The 16,344-nt window shown below is 56.1% G+C and carries 16 protein-coding genes; 5 read left to right on the forward strand and 11 right to left on the reverse strand.

What is annotated here, in order from left to right:
* Positions 1-4: 4 nt before the first annotated feature.
* The 5 genes from Q0915_RS12910 to Q0915_RS12930 form a co-directional block, all read right to left on the reverse strand.
* The gene (locus Q0915_RS12910; protein WP_299471936.1) at positions 5-1,117 is read right to left on the reverse strand and encodes a mandelate racemase/muconate lactonizing enzyme family protein; all 1,113 of its coding nucleotides are present in this window, start codon (positions 1,115-1,117) and stop codon (positions 5-7) included.
* Between the two features lie 4 nt (positions 1,118-1,121).
* On the reverse strand, positions 1,122-2,210 hold the full coding sequence (ugpC, locus tag Q0915_RS12915; protein ID WP_299471937.1) for a sn-glycerol-3-phosphate ABC transporter ATP-binding protein UgpC: 1,089 nt from the start codon (positions 2,208-2,210) through the stop codon (positions 1,122-1,124).
* Between the two features lie 6 nt (positions 2,211-2,216).
* Positions 2,217-3,083 (reverse strand): carbohydrate ABC transporter permease, encoded by an 867-nt coding sequence (locus tag Q0915_RS12920; RefSeq protein WP_299471938.1) that lies wholly within the window; start codon positions 3,081-3,083, stop codon positions 2,217-2,219.
* 3 nt (positions 3,084-3,086) lie between these two features.
* Positions 3,087-3,983: a sugar ABC transporter permease gene (locus Q0915_RS12925; protein WP_299471939.1), complete on the reverse strand. Its 897-nt coding sequence runs from the start codon at positions 3,981-3,983 to the stop codon at positions 3,087-3,089.
* 102 nt (positions 3,984-4,085) lie between these two features.
* On the reverse strand, positions 4,086-5,387 hold the full coding sequence (locus Q0915_RS12930; protein ID WP_299472325.1) for an extracellular solute-binding protein: 1,302 nt from the start codon (positions 5,385-5,387) through the stop codon (positions 4,086-4,088).
* Positions 5,388-5,511: 124 nt separating this feature from the next.
* Here Q0915_RS12930 and Q0915_RS12935 point away from each other — a divergent pair, with 124 nt between their 5' ends.
* Genes Q0915_RS12935 through Q0915_RS12950 form a run of 4 tightly spaced genes read left to right on the forward strand, consistent with a single transcriptional unit; the run spans position 5,512 to position 9,524 of the window.
* Positions 5,512-6,348, forward strand: a complete 837-nt coding sequence (locus tag Q0915_RS12935) for an amidohydrolase (protein ID WP_299471940.1) — start codon at positions 5,512-5,514, stop codon at positions 6,346-6,348.
* Positions 6,349-6,399: 51 nt separating this feature from the next.
* The gene (locus Q0915_RS12940; RefSeq protein WP_299471941.1) at positions 6,400-7,209 is read left to right on the forward strand and encodes an IclR family transcriptional regulator; all 810 of its coding nucleotides are present in this window, start codon (positions 6,400-6,402) and stop codon (positions 7,207-7,209) included.
* A gap of 33 nt (positions 7,210-7,242) precedes the next feature.
* Entirely contained in the window at positions 7,243-8,385 is a 1,143-nt protein-coding gene (locus tag Q0915_RS12945; RefSeq protein WP_299471942.1) for an ABC transporter substrate-binding protein, read from the forward strand.
* Between the two features lie 2 nt (positions 8,386-8,387).
* Positions 8,388-9,524, forward strand: a complete 1,137-nt coding sequence (locus Q0915_RS12950) for a CoA transferase (RefSeq protein ID WP_299471943.1) — start codon at positions 8,388-8,390, stop codon at positions 9,522-9,524.
* Positions 9,525-9,608: 84 nt separating this feature from the next.
* Here Q0915_RS12950 and Q0915_RS12955 read toward each other — a convergent pair whose 3' ends face one another.
* From Q0915_RS12955 to Q0915_RS12980, 6 genes are all read right to left on the reverse strand, one after another.
* Positions 9,609-10,355, reverse strand: coding sequence for a DNA alkylation repair protein (locus Q0915_RS12955; protein WP_299471944.1), 747 nt, complete (start codon positions 10,353-10,355; stop codon positions 9,609-9,611).
* Between the two features lie 131 nt (positions 10,356-10,486).
* The gene (locus Q0915_RS12960; RefSeq protein ID WP_299471945.1) at positions 10,487-11,014 is read right to left on the reverse strand and encodes a GNAT family N-acetyltransferase; all 528 of its coding nucleotides are present in this window, start codon (positions 11,012-11,014) and stop codon (positions 10,487-10,489) included.
* 107 nt (positions 11,015-11,121) lie between these two features.
* Positions 11,122-11,943: a GntR family transcriptional regulator gene (locus Q0915_RS12965; protein WP_299472326.1), complete on the reverse strand. Its 822-nt coding sequence runs from the start codon at positions 11,941-11,943 to the stop codon at positions 11,122-11,124.
* Positions 11,944-11,990: 47 nt separating this feature from the next.
* Complete coding sequence (locus Q0915_RS12970) at positions 11,991-12,746, reverse strand: ABC transporter ATP-binding protein (RefSeq protein WP_299471946.1); 756 nt, start codon at positions 12,744-12,746, stop codon at positions 11,991-11,993.
* The gene (locus Q0915_RS12975; RefSeq protein ID WP_299471947.1) at positions 12,746-13,513 is read right to left on the reverse strand and encodes an ABC transporter permease; all 768 of its coding nucleotides are present in this window, start codon (positions 13,511-13,513) and stop codon (positions 12,746-12,748) included. The genes Q0915_RS12970 and Q0915_RS12975 overlap by 1 nt, the downstream gene beginning before the upstream one ends.
* Before the next feature lie 27 nt (positions 13,514-13,540).
* The gene (locus Q0915_RS12980) at positions 13,541-14,575 is read right to left on the reverse strand and encodes an ABC transporter substrate-binding protein (RefSeq protein ID WP_299471948.1); all 1,035 of its coding nucleotides are present in this window, start codon (positions 14,573-14,575) and stop codon (positions 13,541-13,543) included.
* Between the two features lie 218 nt (positions 14,576-14,793).
* Between Q0915_RS12980 and Q0915_RS12985 the strand changes: the two genes are divergently transcribed.
* Positions 14,794-16,335 (forward strand): sulfatase, encoded by a 1,542-nt coding sequence (locus tag Q0915_RS12985; protein WP_299471949.1) that lies wholly within the window; start codon positions 14,794-14,796, stop codon positions 16,333-16,335.
* The last annotated feature ends 9 nt before the right edge of the window (positions 16,336-16,344 follow it).

Genomic DNA, 16,344 nt, shown 5'->3' on the forward strand with positions numbered 1-16,344 from the left:
CCTCCTACGCTGAGATTTCGCTGTTGAACGTTGTGATAGAGGCCGCGGCCAACTTGTCATCGTCCCAGTCAATGCCCAGCCCGGGAACATTTGACGGAATCGCGCGGCCGTTTTCCATGTGCATCGCCGAGGCGGTCAAACTGTCGAGTTGCGGAATGTATTCAAGCCAGGGCGCGTTCGGTATCGCACAGACAAGGCTGACGTGAAGTTCCATCAGAAAGTGCGGGCAAACCGGCACATTGTGAGCTTCTGCAAGGTGCGCGACTTTCATCCACGGCGTGATGCCGCCAATGCGCGCGACATCTACCTGGACAATGCTGGCGCCACCTGCCACGAGATAGTCCTTGAACTGACTGAGCGAATACATGCTTTCGCCAACCGCGATGGGTACCGATGTACTCGCAGCCAGGCGGGCATGTTCCATCACATCGTCGGCCGGCATCGGTTCCTCGAACCAGCCGATGTTCAATTCCTCCAGGACCTTGGCCCGCCGGGTCGCTTCTGCACGGGAGAAGCACTGGTTGGCATCGACCATGATTTCATAGCTGTCGCCGACCGCCTCACGGACCGCTTTCAGACGAGCACGGTCTTCGCTCAGATGCGGTCTGCCGATCTTGATCTTGGAGCCCGCAAAGCCCTTTGACTGCGCTGCGAGTGCATCTTCGACAAGATCTTCCGTGGGGATATGAAGCCAGCCACCTTCGGTGGTGTACATCGGGACAGAGTCCTTGGCCCCGCCAAGCATCCGCCACAGGGGAAGCCCAGCCCGTTTGCAGCGCAAATCCCACAAAGCCGTGTCAACGGCCGCCAGGGCCAGGGAGGTGATGGCACCGACGGCTGTTGCATGCGTTGAGAACAACAGGTCCCGCCATATGCGCCCGATCTCCTCGGCTTCCCGCCCGATCAGCTGTGGTGCGAGCGTTTTTTGCAGGAGCGACATGACGGCCGGACCGCCCTGCCCGATCGTATAGCTGTAGCCCAGACCGGAGACACCGTCCGAATCCGAGATCCTGACAAAGGGCGTTTCCTGACTGACAAAGCTCTGAATGGCATCGACACGCTTCACCTTCGGCTGAAGGTCGGCCATGAACATCTCGACACGGGTGATCCTGGCCATCGCGTTACCTCAGTGCTTGCTGGCTGTCGGCGTCAAACAGATGGCAGCGCGCGAGGTCGAGGCGGAACTGCAATCGCTCTCCATCAGCTACTGGACGCGGGTTCAACATTTTCGCCTGGACTTCTTTGCCGGCGAGCGATCCGAAAAGGAGCGTTTCTGTGCCGAGGGGTTCGGAGAGATTTACTGTCATGTCAAATTCGGCGCAGCCGCTTTCCATCGGCATTGCGTGCCCGTACGGCATGAGATTATCTGCACGGAAACCCAGAATAACCTTCTGACCTTCCTGTACTTTTCCGGTGAAAGGTTCTGGAACGCCAATCGCCGGTCCGCCGTCGATGGCGATCTCATTGCCGGTCACGCGGCCATGCAGAAGGTTCATGGGCGGAGAACCAATGAAGGTCGCAACAAAGGTGTTCGCAGGGGTCTCGAAAACATCGAGGGGTGTCCCGACCTGCTCGATGTAACCATCCCGCATGATCACAATGCGATCTGCAAGGGTCATGGCTTCGACCTGATCGTGCGTGACATAGACAATCGTTGATTTGACCTTCTGGTGCAATTTCTTGATCTCCGTCCTCATCTGCGTGCGCAGTTTGGCATCGAGGTTCGACAGCGGCTCATCAAACAAGAATACTTCTGGGTGCCGGACGATGGCCCGGCCCATGGCGACCCTCTGACGCTGGCCGCCGGACAGCGCGCCTGGCTTTCGGTCCATGTATTCCGTCAAGCTGAGTATTTGCGCGGCTTCGTCGACAGCCTTGTCGATCTCTTGCTGCGGCCGCTTTGCGATCTTGAGCGAGAACCCGAGATTTTCGCGCACCGTCATATGCGGGTAGAGCGCATAGTTCTGGAAAACCATCGAAATGTTTCTGTGGCGCGGTGGCAAGTCGTTGACCAGGCGCTCTCCGATCTTGATTTCACCGCCGGAGATCGCTTCGAGCCCGGCAATCATTCTGAGCGTCGTGGATTTTCCGCATCCGGACGGGCCGACCAGCACAACGAATTCGTTGTCGGCGATCTCCAGATCAATCCCGTGAACGACCTGCAACGAGCCGTATTTCTTGACAACCTTCTGCAGGTGGACTTGAGCCATCGTGTCTTATCCTTTGACGCCGCCGAAGGTGAGGCCGGCAATGAGATGTTTCTGGACGAGGAAGGTGAGGATAAGCGCAGGAATGATCATCAGAACCGCCAGAGCGCACATACCGCCCCAGTTGATCGTGAACTCGCTTGTGAAATCGCGAAGCCCCACCGGCATCGTCTTGGAAAAGGTCGAGCGCGTCAGCTGGCTGGCAAGCGCGTATTCGTTCCAGCTGGTCAAAAAGGCAAAGATGCCAGCAGAAGCGACACCGGCGCGGGCGACCGGAAATTCGACTTTCCAAAAGGCCTGCCAACGCGTGCATCCGTCGATTTCGGCCGCTTCCGCCAATTCGACCGGCACCTGGCGAAAGAAGCCGTCGATCAGCCAGATCGTGAAGGGTACGTTCAGGGCCACATAAACCAGGATCAGTCCGATATGCGTATCGATCAGTCCGGTCTTGGCCATGACGATGAAGAGCGGCAGCGATAGCGAAACGCCCGGAACAGCGCGCGTCAGCATCAGCCCGATAAAGATCGACGCCTTGCCTTTGAACCTGTAGCGGGCAAAGGCATATCCGCCCGCCATTCCGACCAGGATCGCGATCAGAGTGGACGTCACGGAGATGATCAGCGAATTGGTGAAATACTGGAGCACGGGCACCCCGCCCTCCCCGACCGCGCCGAACATGGCGCGATAATTGTCGAGATTAAGCTCTCCCGGGACCCACACGGGCGGCTTGGCCATGATCTCGACCGTTGGGCGGAAGGAATTGAGAACCACCCAAAGCCCGGGCACGCAAATGATGGCCATCGCGATGAACAGCGTCACGAAGTGCAACGCCTTCAAGAGGCGCCCGCGAATTCGGTGAAGAAGATTTTCGTTCATGTCTCAGCCCGCCATACCAAGTTCGCTTCGCGCAGCGTTCAGCTTGCGGAAGAAGTAGATGGTGAAGAAGATTGCGAGGAAAATGGAGATGTAACCCATGGCATTGGCGTAGCCCATTTTTGCATCAACGTAGCCGGTCCGTCCGATCAGGGTCCAAAGCAGCTCTGTTCTTCGTGCAGGCCCGCCGTTTGTCATGATCTGCACGATGTCATAGGCCCGGGCGACGTCGAGCGAACGGATCGCCAGTGCGATATAGATGAACGGCATGATGTAGGGCAGCGTGATGTGCCGGAAGCTCTGCCAGGGCGTGCAGCCATCGACCTTTGCCGCCTCGATCGGATCCCGGGGCACTGCAAAAAGGCCGGCCAGGATCAGGATCGCGAAGACGGACGTGGACGACCACATCTCGGCCACAAGGATTGCGGTGAATGCGAGCTGACCATCGACCAGCCATGGGATCGCCACGTTGGAGAGACCGAGAGACTGCAAGGCATTGTTCACCAGGCCGACATTGTCGTTGAAGATGAACTTGAACTGGAACCCGACAAGGATCGGTGAGAACATCATTGGGAACATCATGACGGTTCGCAGGGCCCGTTGACCGTATGTCACCTTGTTGACCAGAAGCGCCAGCCCCAGACCCATCAACATTTCAAGATTGAGCGCAATCGTCAGCAACAGGATCGTTCTGCCGAACGCCGCCCAGAAATGCGCGCTTTTCATCGCCTTTTCGTAGTTGAAGGTTCCGATCCACTTGTACAGCGTTTCCGGCCGGGTCAAGCGGTAAGGCGTGAAACTCGAATAGAGCGAAAGCAGAAGCGGAATCATGACCACCGCCGTCAGAATGATTATGGCTGGCAGCAGCAGAACAAGCCACGGAGGCGGCCGGAAGCGGGACATTGCTTGCGTCCTTGAAGGCTGAAACGGTCGTTGTTACGAAGATTACGCTTTAAAGCAGGCATCTGCCCGGAAAGACCGACGTCTTTCCGGGCAGGCTTTGTCTTAATAGACGCCGTTTTCCTGCATCATCTCGTCAACGGCTTCCTGGGCATCGCCCAGAGCTTCGTCGATCGACTTGTCGCCCAGGATCGCTGCCTGAAGTTCCGGATAAATGAGGTTTGTCGCCTCGATCCAGTATGGCGTTTGAGGAGCCGGGAACGCATGGGAAGCGGCAGCCTGAAAGGCTTTCAGCACTTCAGTTCTGTATGCGTCGCCCTCAGCCGAACTCACCACATGATCCCATACCGCGGTACGTGTCGGGAGCGGTCCCGCCGAACTCTCAAGTTTCTGACTGTCCTCGTTGGTCAGCCAGGCAACCAGCGATGCTGCGGCTTCCTTGTTCTCGCACGCTTCGGTGACGGAAAAGCCATGGTGCCCGGACCAGCCCGTGCGCACACCGGCGCTACCGGCAGGCTGTACCTTCACGCCGACATTTCCGGCCGCTTTCGATGAGTCCTCGCCATTGAAGAAACCGGCCCAGCCCGGCCAGTCCAGGTTGAGTGCAATCGTCCCGGACGCAAAGCCCTGACCGAGGTCGTCCCAGAGGTAGGAGGTTGTGCCGGGAGGAACGGCTCCAGCCTCATAGAGGTCGACAAACCATCCCAAGGCGCGCTTACCTGCGTCCGAGTTGAATGCCGGCGACCAGTCGTCGTTAAAGAGCTGACCACCTTCGGAGATCACCAGCTCATAAAAACGTCCGACAATTGCCTCGTCTTTACCGGCGTATTGCGTGCCGTAGAAGTTTGGCGCGTCGGTGAAGAAGATCGCCTGCTCCTTGTACTCGTCCCAGGTGTCGGGAGGAGCCAATTCGCGCCCGGTCTTGGCCTTGTAGGCGGCTTTGTTGTCTTCATCCTCGTAGATTGATTTCAGATAGTAGAGCGCGGAGACATCGAACTGAGCACGCGGCAGCATGACCAGCGCGTCCCCGATCTTCGAGGCAGCAATGTTGGACGGCACATATTCGCCGATGAACTCGGCTGTGAGGTAAGGCGTCAGATCCGTGTAGAGACTTGGATATTGGGACGCAAATGAGGAGTGGTTGGAACCAACGCACCAGCCCAGCGTACCTGCCGCAAGATCCGACTTGAATTCCTTGTCCAGTTCGAAGTGGTTTTTCTTCGAAATTACATCAACCTTGGCCCCTGTCTTGGCTTCCCACTCACCAATGCGGGCATAAAGCGCCTCGTATTGCTGACCACCAATCAGCTTGGCCTGGAGCGTCACGCCGTCAAATTCACCGGCACCGGCATGTCCGGAGACGGCTACCAAAGCAGTGGCGCACAGTAATGATTTCAGTTTGCGAATTCTCATCAGTTCCTCCCGTCAAACAAGCAAGGTGCAGACCCACTCCTCGCTTCATTTATTTCATATATAAACTTGACTTTTATATGTAGTCAACGATTATCTGGCCGAAGGGAGGATGCTCAAAATGCTGTTCGATACCCACCTGCACCTGATCTACAAAGACCGGCTGGAGTATCCGTGGCTGAACGATTTCGAGGTGCTGAACAGGGATAGCCACTTCGATACCTACTGCCGCGATGCCGCGCGTTTGGGGATCGGGGGATGCCTGCATATGGAAGTGGATGTTGCGGAGCATCACATCGAGAAAGAGGCCACGCTGATTAACGATCTGATTGACGCGCCAGGCAGCCTGATGCGCGGAATGATCTCGTCCTGCCGGCCTGAAAACGACGATTTCGACGCGTTTTTGGAGCGCGCCAGGCTCAATCCCAACATCAAGGGTTTCCGGCGGGTTCTCCATGTTGTGCCGGATGAAGTGAGTACGACTGTCACCTTCCGGGACAACATCAAACGGCTTTCGGGAACGGGCCTGACATTTGATTTATGCGTACTGCCCCGCCAATTGCACCTGGCGCTTGACCTCGTATCGCATTGCCCGGATGTCACCTTTATTCTTGACCACTGCGGCGTGCCGGACGTTGCAGCTGGAGCGCCCGAGCCCTGGCGCGCAGGCGTTAGCGCCCTGGCAGACCGGCCAAACGTCTTCGCCAAGATCTCCGGAGTGGTTGCCTATGGCAATCCGGACACCTGGACGCTGGATGACATCAGGCCCTTTGTCGAAGAGACCGTGGATGCCTTTGGTACAGACCGAATACTCTGGGGCTCGGACAGCCCGGTGTGCAACCTTGGCGGTGGATTGCCCACTTGGGTAGCTGCAACGCACGCACTGACGGAGCGATGGTCCGTCAGCGATCGTGAGGCGCTTTACCACATCAACGCTTGCAGACTGTGGCGGCTATGAGGCACACCATCTGAGTTTGTCTTGATAGCACCGAGGAAATGGAGGCGCACAGTGGCGGGAAAACTGGCAGAGACCAAGGATACGAGCGACGTTGAAACGAATCTCAAATACAGCGCTCCAGCCCTGTCCAAGGGGCTCGACATCCTTGAGCTTCTTGCTGAGCAGTCTCAAGGTCTCAAAAAGACAGAAATCGCCCAGGCTCTGAATCGTTCAGTGAGCGAAATCTACCGGATGCTGGCAGTGCTCCAGAGCCGTGGCTACGTGATACTCGATACCGCAAGCGAGCGTTACTCGCTCACAATGCGCATGTTCGAACTTTCTCATCGTTTTCCGCCGACGAAGCGTTTGACGGCAGTTGCCGGAGAAATCATGGCGGAGACTGCGATCAGGCTCAATCAGTCTGTGCACATGGCCATTTTGAACGGCAACGAAATTCTCGTGATTGCGCAGGTCGATCCCCCGGGAAACAACATCACGTCCGTGCGCCTCGGCGCACGCGTCCCGATGGTTTTCACTTCATCGGGAGCATGTTTGAGCTTTCAGATCCCGCCTGAGAAGCGGGCCGCGATGTGTGAAAAAAATCCGAACTTTTCGCCCAAGGCATTCGAGATGTTCGAAAACGCTGTCCAGCAGGTGGAAAAGACCGGGGTCTGTGAAAGTCCTTCGGCGATCGTTCAGGGCGTACACAATGTTGCCGTTCCCATCATTGGCTACGGCGGAGAAGTGGCTGCCTCGCTAACGGTTCCCTTCGTCAAGCGCCTGATCAAGACCAGCGACCCTAACATCAAGGAATGCAAAGAAATCCTGCTGGAGGCGGGCCAGCAAATTTCAAAGAAAATCGGTGCAGGTGCAGCCGTCTGACGCCTGCGCGAAAAAACTGGGAAGTCGAAACACATGACGCACGCCATCAATCTGAAGGGAATGACCTGGTCGGACCCGCGCGGATATGATCCTCTGATTGCAGCAACTGCCGTATTTGAAGAGCAGAACGCCGGCGTGTCGATCACATGGGACAAACGCTCGCTTCAAGAGTTTGAAAGTACTCCGATCGAGGAACTGGCTGCGAAATACGACCTCATGATCATCGACCACCCTCATGTCGGTGAGGCGGCGCGGCAAGGGTGCCTCCTGGCTCTTGATCACTGGGTGCCGGAACAGTCGATGACGGCGATTGCAAACGAAACGGTTGGAAAGAGCTTTATCAGCTACACAATAAACGGACACCAATGGGCTTTGCCTGTCGACGCAGCAACGCAGGTGCAGGCCCACAGGCCCGACCGAGGAGCGCGTGCAGAAACCTGGGCCGATGTGAAACAAGCCGCACGCGAGGGCGCGGTCATCTTGCCCATGCGCCCGCCGCACTCGCTCATGTGCATCTATACACTGGCGGCCAACATCGGCTGTCCGTGCGGGTCTGAACGCACACGGCTTCTTCCCGAAGAAGTGGCGAGAACCGTCTTTTCGGAATTGAAAGCTGTCACCGATCATATCGACCCTGCCTGCTTTGGCATGGACCCGATTGCTGCGATGGACCGGTTGAGCGAAGCAAAGACCCTTCGCATAGCTCCCTTTGTATATCTTTACAAAGGCTATTCGAACGCAGGTTACCGGAGCCACCGTTTGGCCTTCACCGACATCCCTGTCCTCGGCAAGTCCGGTCCGATAGGTTCCGCGCTTGGCGGCACCGGCCTTGCAGTCTCCAGCAAAACCTCAGAGCCTGAGGTTTGCAGTGAATTTGCTGCTTGGGTGGCGGGTTCAGATTGCCAGTCGGGTATCTACGCAAATGCAAACGGCCAGCCTGGCAATGCCGTTGCGTGGGCCAATCCACGCGTAAACGAACCGGTTCTTGACGCCTATCACAATACCAGGGCGACCCACGAGGCCGCTTGGCTGAGGCCACGCCACGACGGCTACATGGCCTTTCAGCAGACAGCATCTGAGATCGTAAACGCCGCTCTTACGGAAGAGATGGGCATCCAAGAAGCAATCTCTGAGCTGAATGACGCGTTTGCTGCCAGCTTTAACGAAGGTCGCTGAAGATGAGTATTTCTGCCCCTTTGGACGGATTGAAGGTTGTCGATTTCAGCCAGTTTCTCGCCGGCCCCTACGCCACGCTCCGCCTTGCTGACCTCGGCGCGGATGTCATCAAGATCGAGAAAAGTGGGAAGGGTGATCTCTCCCGGTATCTTTACGTATCGGATGTGCTGATTGATGGAGAAAGCACGATCTTTCATGCCATAAACCGCGGCAAACGCTCCATTGCAGTCGATCTGAAATTGGAGTCCGATCGCGAGAAGGTCTGGAAGCTGATCGAAGATGCCGACGTGGTTGTCCAGAATTTTCGACCCGGTGTCATCGAGCGTCTCGGGTTTGGAGCGGACGCCGTTCGTGCCAGGAACCCGCGGATTGTCTACGGCTCGGTCTCCGGATATGGCGGTGACAATGACTGGGCAGCGCTGCCGGGTCAGGATCTCTTGGCCCAGGCCCGGAGCGGGATCATGTGGTTGTCAGGTGCGGAACAACACGGGCCCGTCGCAATCGGCTTGCCGGTGGCTGACGTTCTTGCCGGAGCAGCGCTGGCACAGGGCATTTTGGCGCTGCTGGTCAGGCGCGGAATAACGGGTGAAGGAGGTGTCGTCGAGACCAGTCTGATTGAGGCGATTACCGATCTTCAGTTCGAGTTGCTGTCGACGTTTCTCAACGATGGGCGGCAGACGCCCAGACGACCACGCAACAATCCTGCTCATTCTTATCTTTCAGCGCCCTACGGCGTTTATGCGACTGCAGACGGACACATTGCGGTTGCCATGAATGACCTGCAAGACCTGTTCGCCTGTCTTGGTATAAACCAGTCCCTGGAGGGCCTCGATCCGTTTGACGACCGGGACAAGATAGCGGCGCTTCTGAACGATCACCTCGCGACGCAACCGACATCGACGTGGATAGAGAAAATGGTGGAAGCGGACCTTTGGGCAGCACCGGTCATGGACTGGCATGGTCTGATCAACTCCGGAATTCTTCAGAAACTGGGCATGATTGGTGACGTTCAACGCGGCGAACAGTCGTTCCATTCGCTGCTTTCGCCTCTCAGGGTCGATGGAACCCGTCCGGCCGCATTAGGGGCAGCACCTTACCTGACTGCCGATGCCGTGAACTGGCTCGACACAGACCGATAACCGGACCCGACAACGGACTTTGCGCGCTGAGCTCGCCAGCACAACTAAGACAGACACCCAGATGTTACGCGAAACACACGTTTCTCAGCTTCGCTTTTTAAGGATTTCTTCGCGGAGCGCGCCTTTGATGTCTCTGAGGGCATAAAGCGTAATTGTGCTGCTCACTCCTTTGTTCCGCAGATCCACGACATAGGGCAGCACATCGTCTCCATGCCAGCGCATCAGATCCCGCAGGCACCACCCTACCCCGGTTTGTACCAGGCGTTCCGGGTCCTCGATCAAGGCATCACAATTGGCCAGCGCGACGTCTTTGTATCGACCCGACTTTGCGGCTTTGCGTGTGAAGGCGACGACACTTGCCCTGCGCAGCCATAGATCGTCGTCGTCAACCCAGGAACGGAGCAAGTCAATGAATTCGGCCTCATGGGCTTCAAGAACAAGCCTCAGGAACGATCCGGTATAGGCATCGATCTTGCTCCATCCGTGGAGACCTCTCACCAGTTGCTCCAAGGCGTCAAATCTCGCTGGCGAAAAATAGTCTGAAATCCGCTCCAGCAAGGCAAGTGCAACGGTTTTTTGTTCGCCATAACCTGAAGAGATCAGCCGCCTGGCCAAATCGACCTTTTGCTCCACGCTCAGCTCGCGAAAGTCGGCCTTGTAGCTTGAAACAAATTGCTTCATCTGCGGCGCTCGAACACCATATGCGCGGTAACGCGGGTCAGGCTCATCGGCATCCGACGCATAAGGCGAGACCTTGCCTAAAGCACAAAGCCTCTCGGCTATGGTCTCGTGGAGGGTGCCGACGACGGGATCATTTTCGCGCTTTTCCATCGAAGCAATCTAGGTCGGGGATTGGCGGGCGGCAATCACACCAAGCACAACACGGCTTCATAGATATCTGACATTCCCGGGACGCGTCACGAAAAGGAAGAACCCGTCTCAATGCCGCGGTATTAATGTAATCAGTATGTTGGCCTGTCCTGACTGACGACTTCCGACGCAGGTGCGCCCATTTTTTCTGCAGGGAGACTTATTCCGGGCAAAATTTCGAAGTCTTCGTCAGACGCAAATTGAAATCCCAAAGACGTGTAGAACCTGCGTGCGGAAACGCTGCTTTTCAAAACTGTAAGTTCGACCGAATTTTTCGAACCATGGGCCCTCACCGCTCTTTCCACGAGTTCGCGCCCGATCCCTTTTCTTTGAAACTCTTGCAAAACATAGAGCCCCCAAAGGTAGGTTATGCCATGTCTTGCAGCGGAGGTCACACAGCCCCTAAGGCCATTTCTGCCTCGCGCGAGAAAGACTGTTTCATCTGCGCCCGGCAATAGTCCGGTCATGTCGTCCCGGTCAAGCTGATCCAACAATCGGGCGGCAATATCTGGACCCAGTTCACTTACATATGTTTCAATCCAGCTTTTCGCGACCAGGCGCGCGACGGCTACCCGATCCATCGGCTGCATCTCGACAATGGAAAACGGTGAGTTTGTCATGAAAGGCAGTCTGTCAAATTCAGAGCATGCGTGACAGAGGTTCTACAAGTCGAAGGTGACCGACTGAACTCAGGCTGGCCAGGCCTGACCGGCGTTCGAAAAACAAGTCAATCCGAAACGGAAATGTGAATTCGGGCGGCACCGCTGTTGTAATAGGCGCGGTAGTACTCGAGAGGAGAACCGTCTTTTTCGAAACCGATCGACTCGATCCAGATCAGGGGATCCTGACTTTCCAGTTCCATGCGCTGGGTCACTTCAGGTGGTGGCATGACGGCGGAAAGCCAGCGTTCAGCTCTTACTATTCTGCGTCCATAAAATTCGCGGATAGTCCCCTGGATAGACTTGCCTTCAATCGGCACCCGCTCGAAGCCAGGAACCTTTTCAGCCGGAAATGACATGATCGAGTGCGTTATCGGTTGACCGTATGCCCAGAACACCCTGCCGGCCCGGACAACACACGCCTCTGCCTTCAGCTGAAGGGCTTCTCGCTCCTCGTCATCGGCAAGCACTTTGACGAATTCGAATGTCTGTGTCCTGAGCTTGGCCCCGCGGGCCAACATGTCATCAAACAAACTGACATTCGATGTGACGAACCCGCTCTCTCGAGGGCGATCGCCGACAAACATTCCTTTTCTCGGAATTTTGACCACGAGCCCGCGCGCAGCCAGCGAGGTAATCGCGTGACGCACGACTGCCTTTGAAACTCCGAAAAGGTCACACAGCGCCGGCTCCGACGGAATACGGCTGCCGACTGCCAGTTTGCCGCTTAAGATCAAGTTTTCAAGTTGAACGCTGAGTTGCTCCCACAAGGGGACGGAAGCGCCGCGTGAGAGGACAATTCGGCGGCATTCGAAAAGAAAGATCTCGACCGCAAGACTGTCCTGTTCGGCAAATCCGGGACGGCCGACTGCCTTGCGGGTATTCTGCATTCCTTTCAAACAGCCGCTCCTCTTTGGGCTGGATTCAACACCATGGTCTAGTGTTCAAGCATTCCCCACAGCTTACGCTTGATGTCCAGAAACTCTGATTCAAGGCGCATAGCATCTTCACGGGGACGCGGCAAGCTGACTTCCTCGATGTGCCGGATACGGCCTGGCCGTGCTGACATCACGATAATCCGGTCAGAAAGAAAGATTGCTTCTTCCAGGTCATGCGTGACGAAAATGACGGTTTTCTTTGTCTGGTTCCAGGTCTTCAGGAGATCGGACTGCATGCGTTCCTTGGTCTGCGCGTCAAGCGCTCCGAAAGGCTCGTCCATCAGGAGCACGTCCGGATTATTGGCATAGACCCGGCCGATATCGACACGTTTGCGCATGCCTCCCGAAAGCTCTCTCGGCCAACGATCCTCAAAACCTTTCAAGCCGACCATCTCCACCCACTTGGCTTCGATTTCGGCCTGCTCGGCGCGGCTTGCACCCCGTAGACGCGGTCCGTAGGAAACGTTCTTGGCAACTGTCATCCAGGGAAAGACAGCATCCTGCTGGAACACCATCCCGCGCCTGTTGTCCGTCCCGTTGATTACGTCACCGTCGAGCGTCATTTCGCCGTCGGAGGGGACAAACAGGCCCGCCATCATCTTTAGCAGTGTCGACTTTCCGCAACCTGACGTTCCCACGATGGAGGTGAAGCTGCCGGAAGGAAACGTGAGGTTTATGTCGTCCAGGACGGTCAGGGCTGCCGGTGTGTTCTTGCCGAAGGTGTGGCTGAGATGATTGACTTTAATTTCAGGCATTATTCACGTGCCTCCGACCAAACCATCAAGCGCTTCTGGATCGCACGAAACGCCCGATCCATCGAGAACGCACAGACACCTATGATGACGATGATCATCATGACCTGATCCGTAAGGAAATAGCGTCGGCCTTCCTGCAGCAGATATCCGAGACCGTTAGGCGCTGCGATCAGCTCGGCCGCGACCAGTGTCGTCCAGGCGGCTGCCAGCGCTATCCGGTATCCCGTGATGATGAACGGAGTGGCCGCTGGAATGGCAACGGTACGGAAAATCTGGATCCGCGAGGCTCCAAGCGTTGCGGCTGCGTCAACGTAGACCTTCGGAACGTTTTTCATGCCCGCGATCACATTGACGACGCACACCATGAAGCACGCTATTGAGATGAGCAGAACGCGGCTGAACTCTTCAATACCGAACCAGATGATCACGATTGGGATATACGCGAGCGGCGGAATGGGACGCACGGCCTCGATCAGGGGGTCGACGAGATATTCTACCGTTTCGTACCATCCAACCAGACACCCGATCACCAAAGCTGCGGTCGTTCCACACAGGAACCCGAGAAAGATCCGAAACAGGCTGGCCGACAAAGCGTCCAGCAACGTTCCTGCTTCCAGGTTGGTGAAGAAAGACCCGATAATAAGCGAAATGGGCGGCAAAAGGCTCGGATTGTTGTCAGGCTGGTTTGTCACAACCACGTAGATTACCAACACGGTTGTGATCGACAGGGCGCCCAGGAACAGGCGCCCTCGCAGAAGGTTTTTCATAACAAGCCTATTCGTTCGGACCGGCTTTTAGATCTGCCGGACAATCTGATCGGATACCAGAGCCGGAAGATCCGGAACACCGCCGATCCGCTCATTTGCGACCAGGAACTCAGACTGTACTTTCAGAGAATTCTCAAGAATACCCTTTGAGTAAACGTCCTTGATCTCAGGCTTGTCAAAGTAGAAGTAACCGTTGAGCAAAGGCTCGACGTCAGCCGGTGTCACCCCTGCCCGGCCGACCTGCTCCTGCCATGCGACCATGCGGTCAACGACAGCGGCATTGTCCTCGCGCAGCATCTTCACCGCTTTCTCGTGAAAGGCCCGGACCAGCTCAACATAGGCTGCTTCGTTTGCATCCATGTTGTCTTGCGTGGTCATGAAGACATCCATGATGGACGGCCGGATATCGATCGGCAGCTTGGACCCGTCAACAAGCAGATTGGCGTCCGGCATCGCGTCGTAAATCAGCTTGCGGGATGTTGCCAGCGGCACGGTTGCGTCGACAGCGCCAGCGATGAAGGCGGACTGTCCGTCGATCGGCTCCATGTTCACCCGGGTTAACGGCATGTCTGACAGACCGTTTACGCGAAGCGCTGTGTCGAGGAAAAAATCAAAGTTGGAGCCCGACGTAACGGCGATTTTCTTGCCTTCCAGATCGGCAAGTTTCTTCACATCCGGCGCGCCGACAATCTGGAAAAGGCCGGACGCATCACCGCAGACCGAAATTTCCCGGAAGTCCGCGACCTTCCTGTACATGGCTGCGAGAGGCGGTACGGAACCGACTGTGATCGCGTCCACCGAACCGCCAACCATCGCCTCAATTGCGGGCGGACCCGACGGGAAGACAGCAAACACCTGCTCAACATCAGGAGCAAACCCCTGATCCTCGATCAACCAGTAGAGACCGAATGAATACGCAGGAATAATGCCGATCCTCAGCCTTGCGCTCTTTCCGAGTGCACCGCTTGAGATTACCGCAGGCGCAGCCAATGCAGCAAAACCCGCCGCACCACCTTTCAACACTGTGCGGCGACTAAAATTTCCAGTTCTAATTTTGCCCATCACGCATCTCCTCCCTATGACCATGTAGCGTCGAAATGCCACATGTAATGCGACCAGGATTATTATTGATTATAATCAGAATTAACGAATGTCAAGCTTGCAAAAAATAGATTTTTTCATTTGACATAATTCTGATTATAATCAAAAAGAAATGAGGCGACTTCGAATTGAACGCCTCTCCAAACTGCAAATCTGCCTACAGCTGCTGGGAGGGCGCTGTGAACATTATTCTTATTCTGGTGGACAGCCTGAACAAGGAAGCACTGCGGATCTACAACCCGTCCACAGTATGCGAAACGCCCAATATTCAGGCGTTCGCCGGAAGGTCGCACGTATTTGACGGTCATTTCATTGCCAGCCTGCCGTGCATGCCTGCACGAAGGGAGATCTTTGCCGGCCGCAAGGAGTTCATGTGGCGCCCCTGGGGCTCCCTCGAGGTTTTCGATCCGCGGCTGCCGCGAGAAGTGCAAAAACAGGGCTACAACACCGGCCTGGTGACCGACCACTACCACTACTGGGAAGAAACCGCGAACGGCTACATGCAGGGCTTCATGTCACTTGAAATGATCCGAGGACATGAAACCGACTACCACACGCTCCCGGACAGCGGACCTGCCCCCAAGTGGGTGGAGAAGATGAGTGAATTCCGCTCGCCCTATCACATGCGCCAGTACTGGGAAAACGTGAAGAATTTCAAAGGTGAGGAAGACTATTTTCCCGCCAAGACATTTACGGCGGCGGGAGACTGGCTCGAAAAATATGCAAAGCGCGCGCCTTTCTTCCTGCAGGTCGAAAGCTTCGACGTCCACGAACCGTTCCACATCCCCGAGCCATATGCGTCAATGTACACGCAAGGGATCGAAGGCAATGCGGACGACTTCAACATCTGGCCGCCCTATCAGGTCTACAAGGATCTGGACGCCTTCATGGACCAGACAACACCTCAGGAACTCGCGTATCTGAGATCCCAGTACTACGGCAAGACCACGATGGTCGACAAATGGCTGGGCAAGTTCTTCGACAAGATCGGCGAGCTCGGCTTGTGGGGCGACACGCTGGTCATATTCACGACCGATCATGGGCATGATCTGGGTCAGCGCGGTGTCTTCGGCAAACAATACCCCCACTACGACAGTCACGCGAATATTCCGATGATCGTTTGGAACCCTCATCATCATGGCGAGGGACAGCGCGTCCCCCATCTTACCCAGACCGTCGACATCTTTTCGACCGTCATTGAAGCCGCCGGCGGAAAACCACCGGAAGAAACGCGGCATTCCAGAAGCATACTGCCGTTGATGGAAGGCAAGGATGCCGTCCGGTCGGAGATTACCTACGGAACTTTTGGGCAAGGCGTGTGCATTACCGACGGCGAATGGACGCTCTTCAAGTCGCCGATCAAGGACAAGCCGCTCTTCAGCTATTCCACCATGATCGCCCGCCCACTTCTGGTGGACAATCCCGTGGATGGGCGCGTTGGAGCAATGCCTCCCCAACCGGTTGACCAGAACAGGTTCGATCCGAGCATCCCCTTCCCGCTCTGGAAACTGCCAATCAAGATTGATCCGAGAACGCACGATGATTTTCTGTTTCATCGCTCGGTCGATCCGGATCAGACCCAGAACCTTTGGGACCAAGAGCCTGAACAACGCAAACGCATGCTGAAACTGCTTCGGACCACTCTGGATCACGAGGGATATCCGCCGGAGCAACTCGCGCGGCTCGGTCTTGAGGAATTTGAACCCGTCGCAGCACAGTGAAAGCAAGAC

Source organism: uncultured Roseibium sp. (genome assembly GCF_947494555.1).
Classification (GTDB): domain Bacteria; phylum Pseudomonadota; class Alphaproteobacteria; order Rhizobiales; family Stappiaceae; genus Roseibium.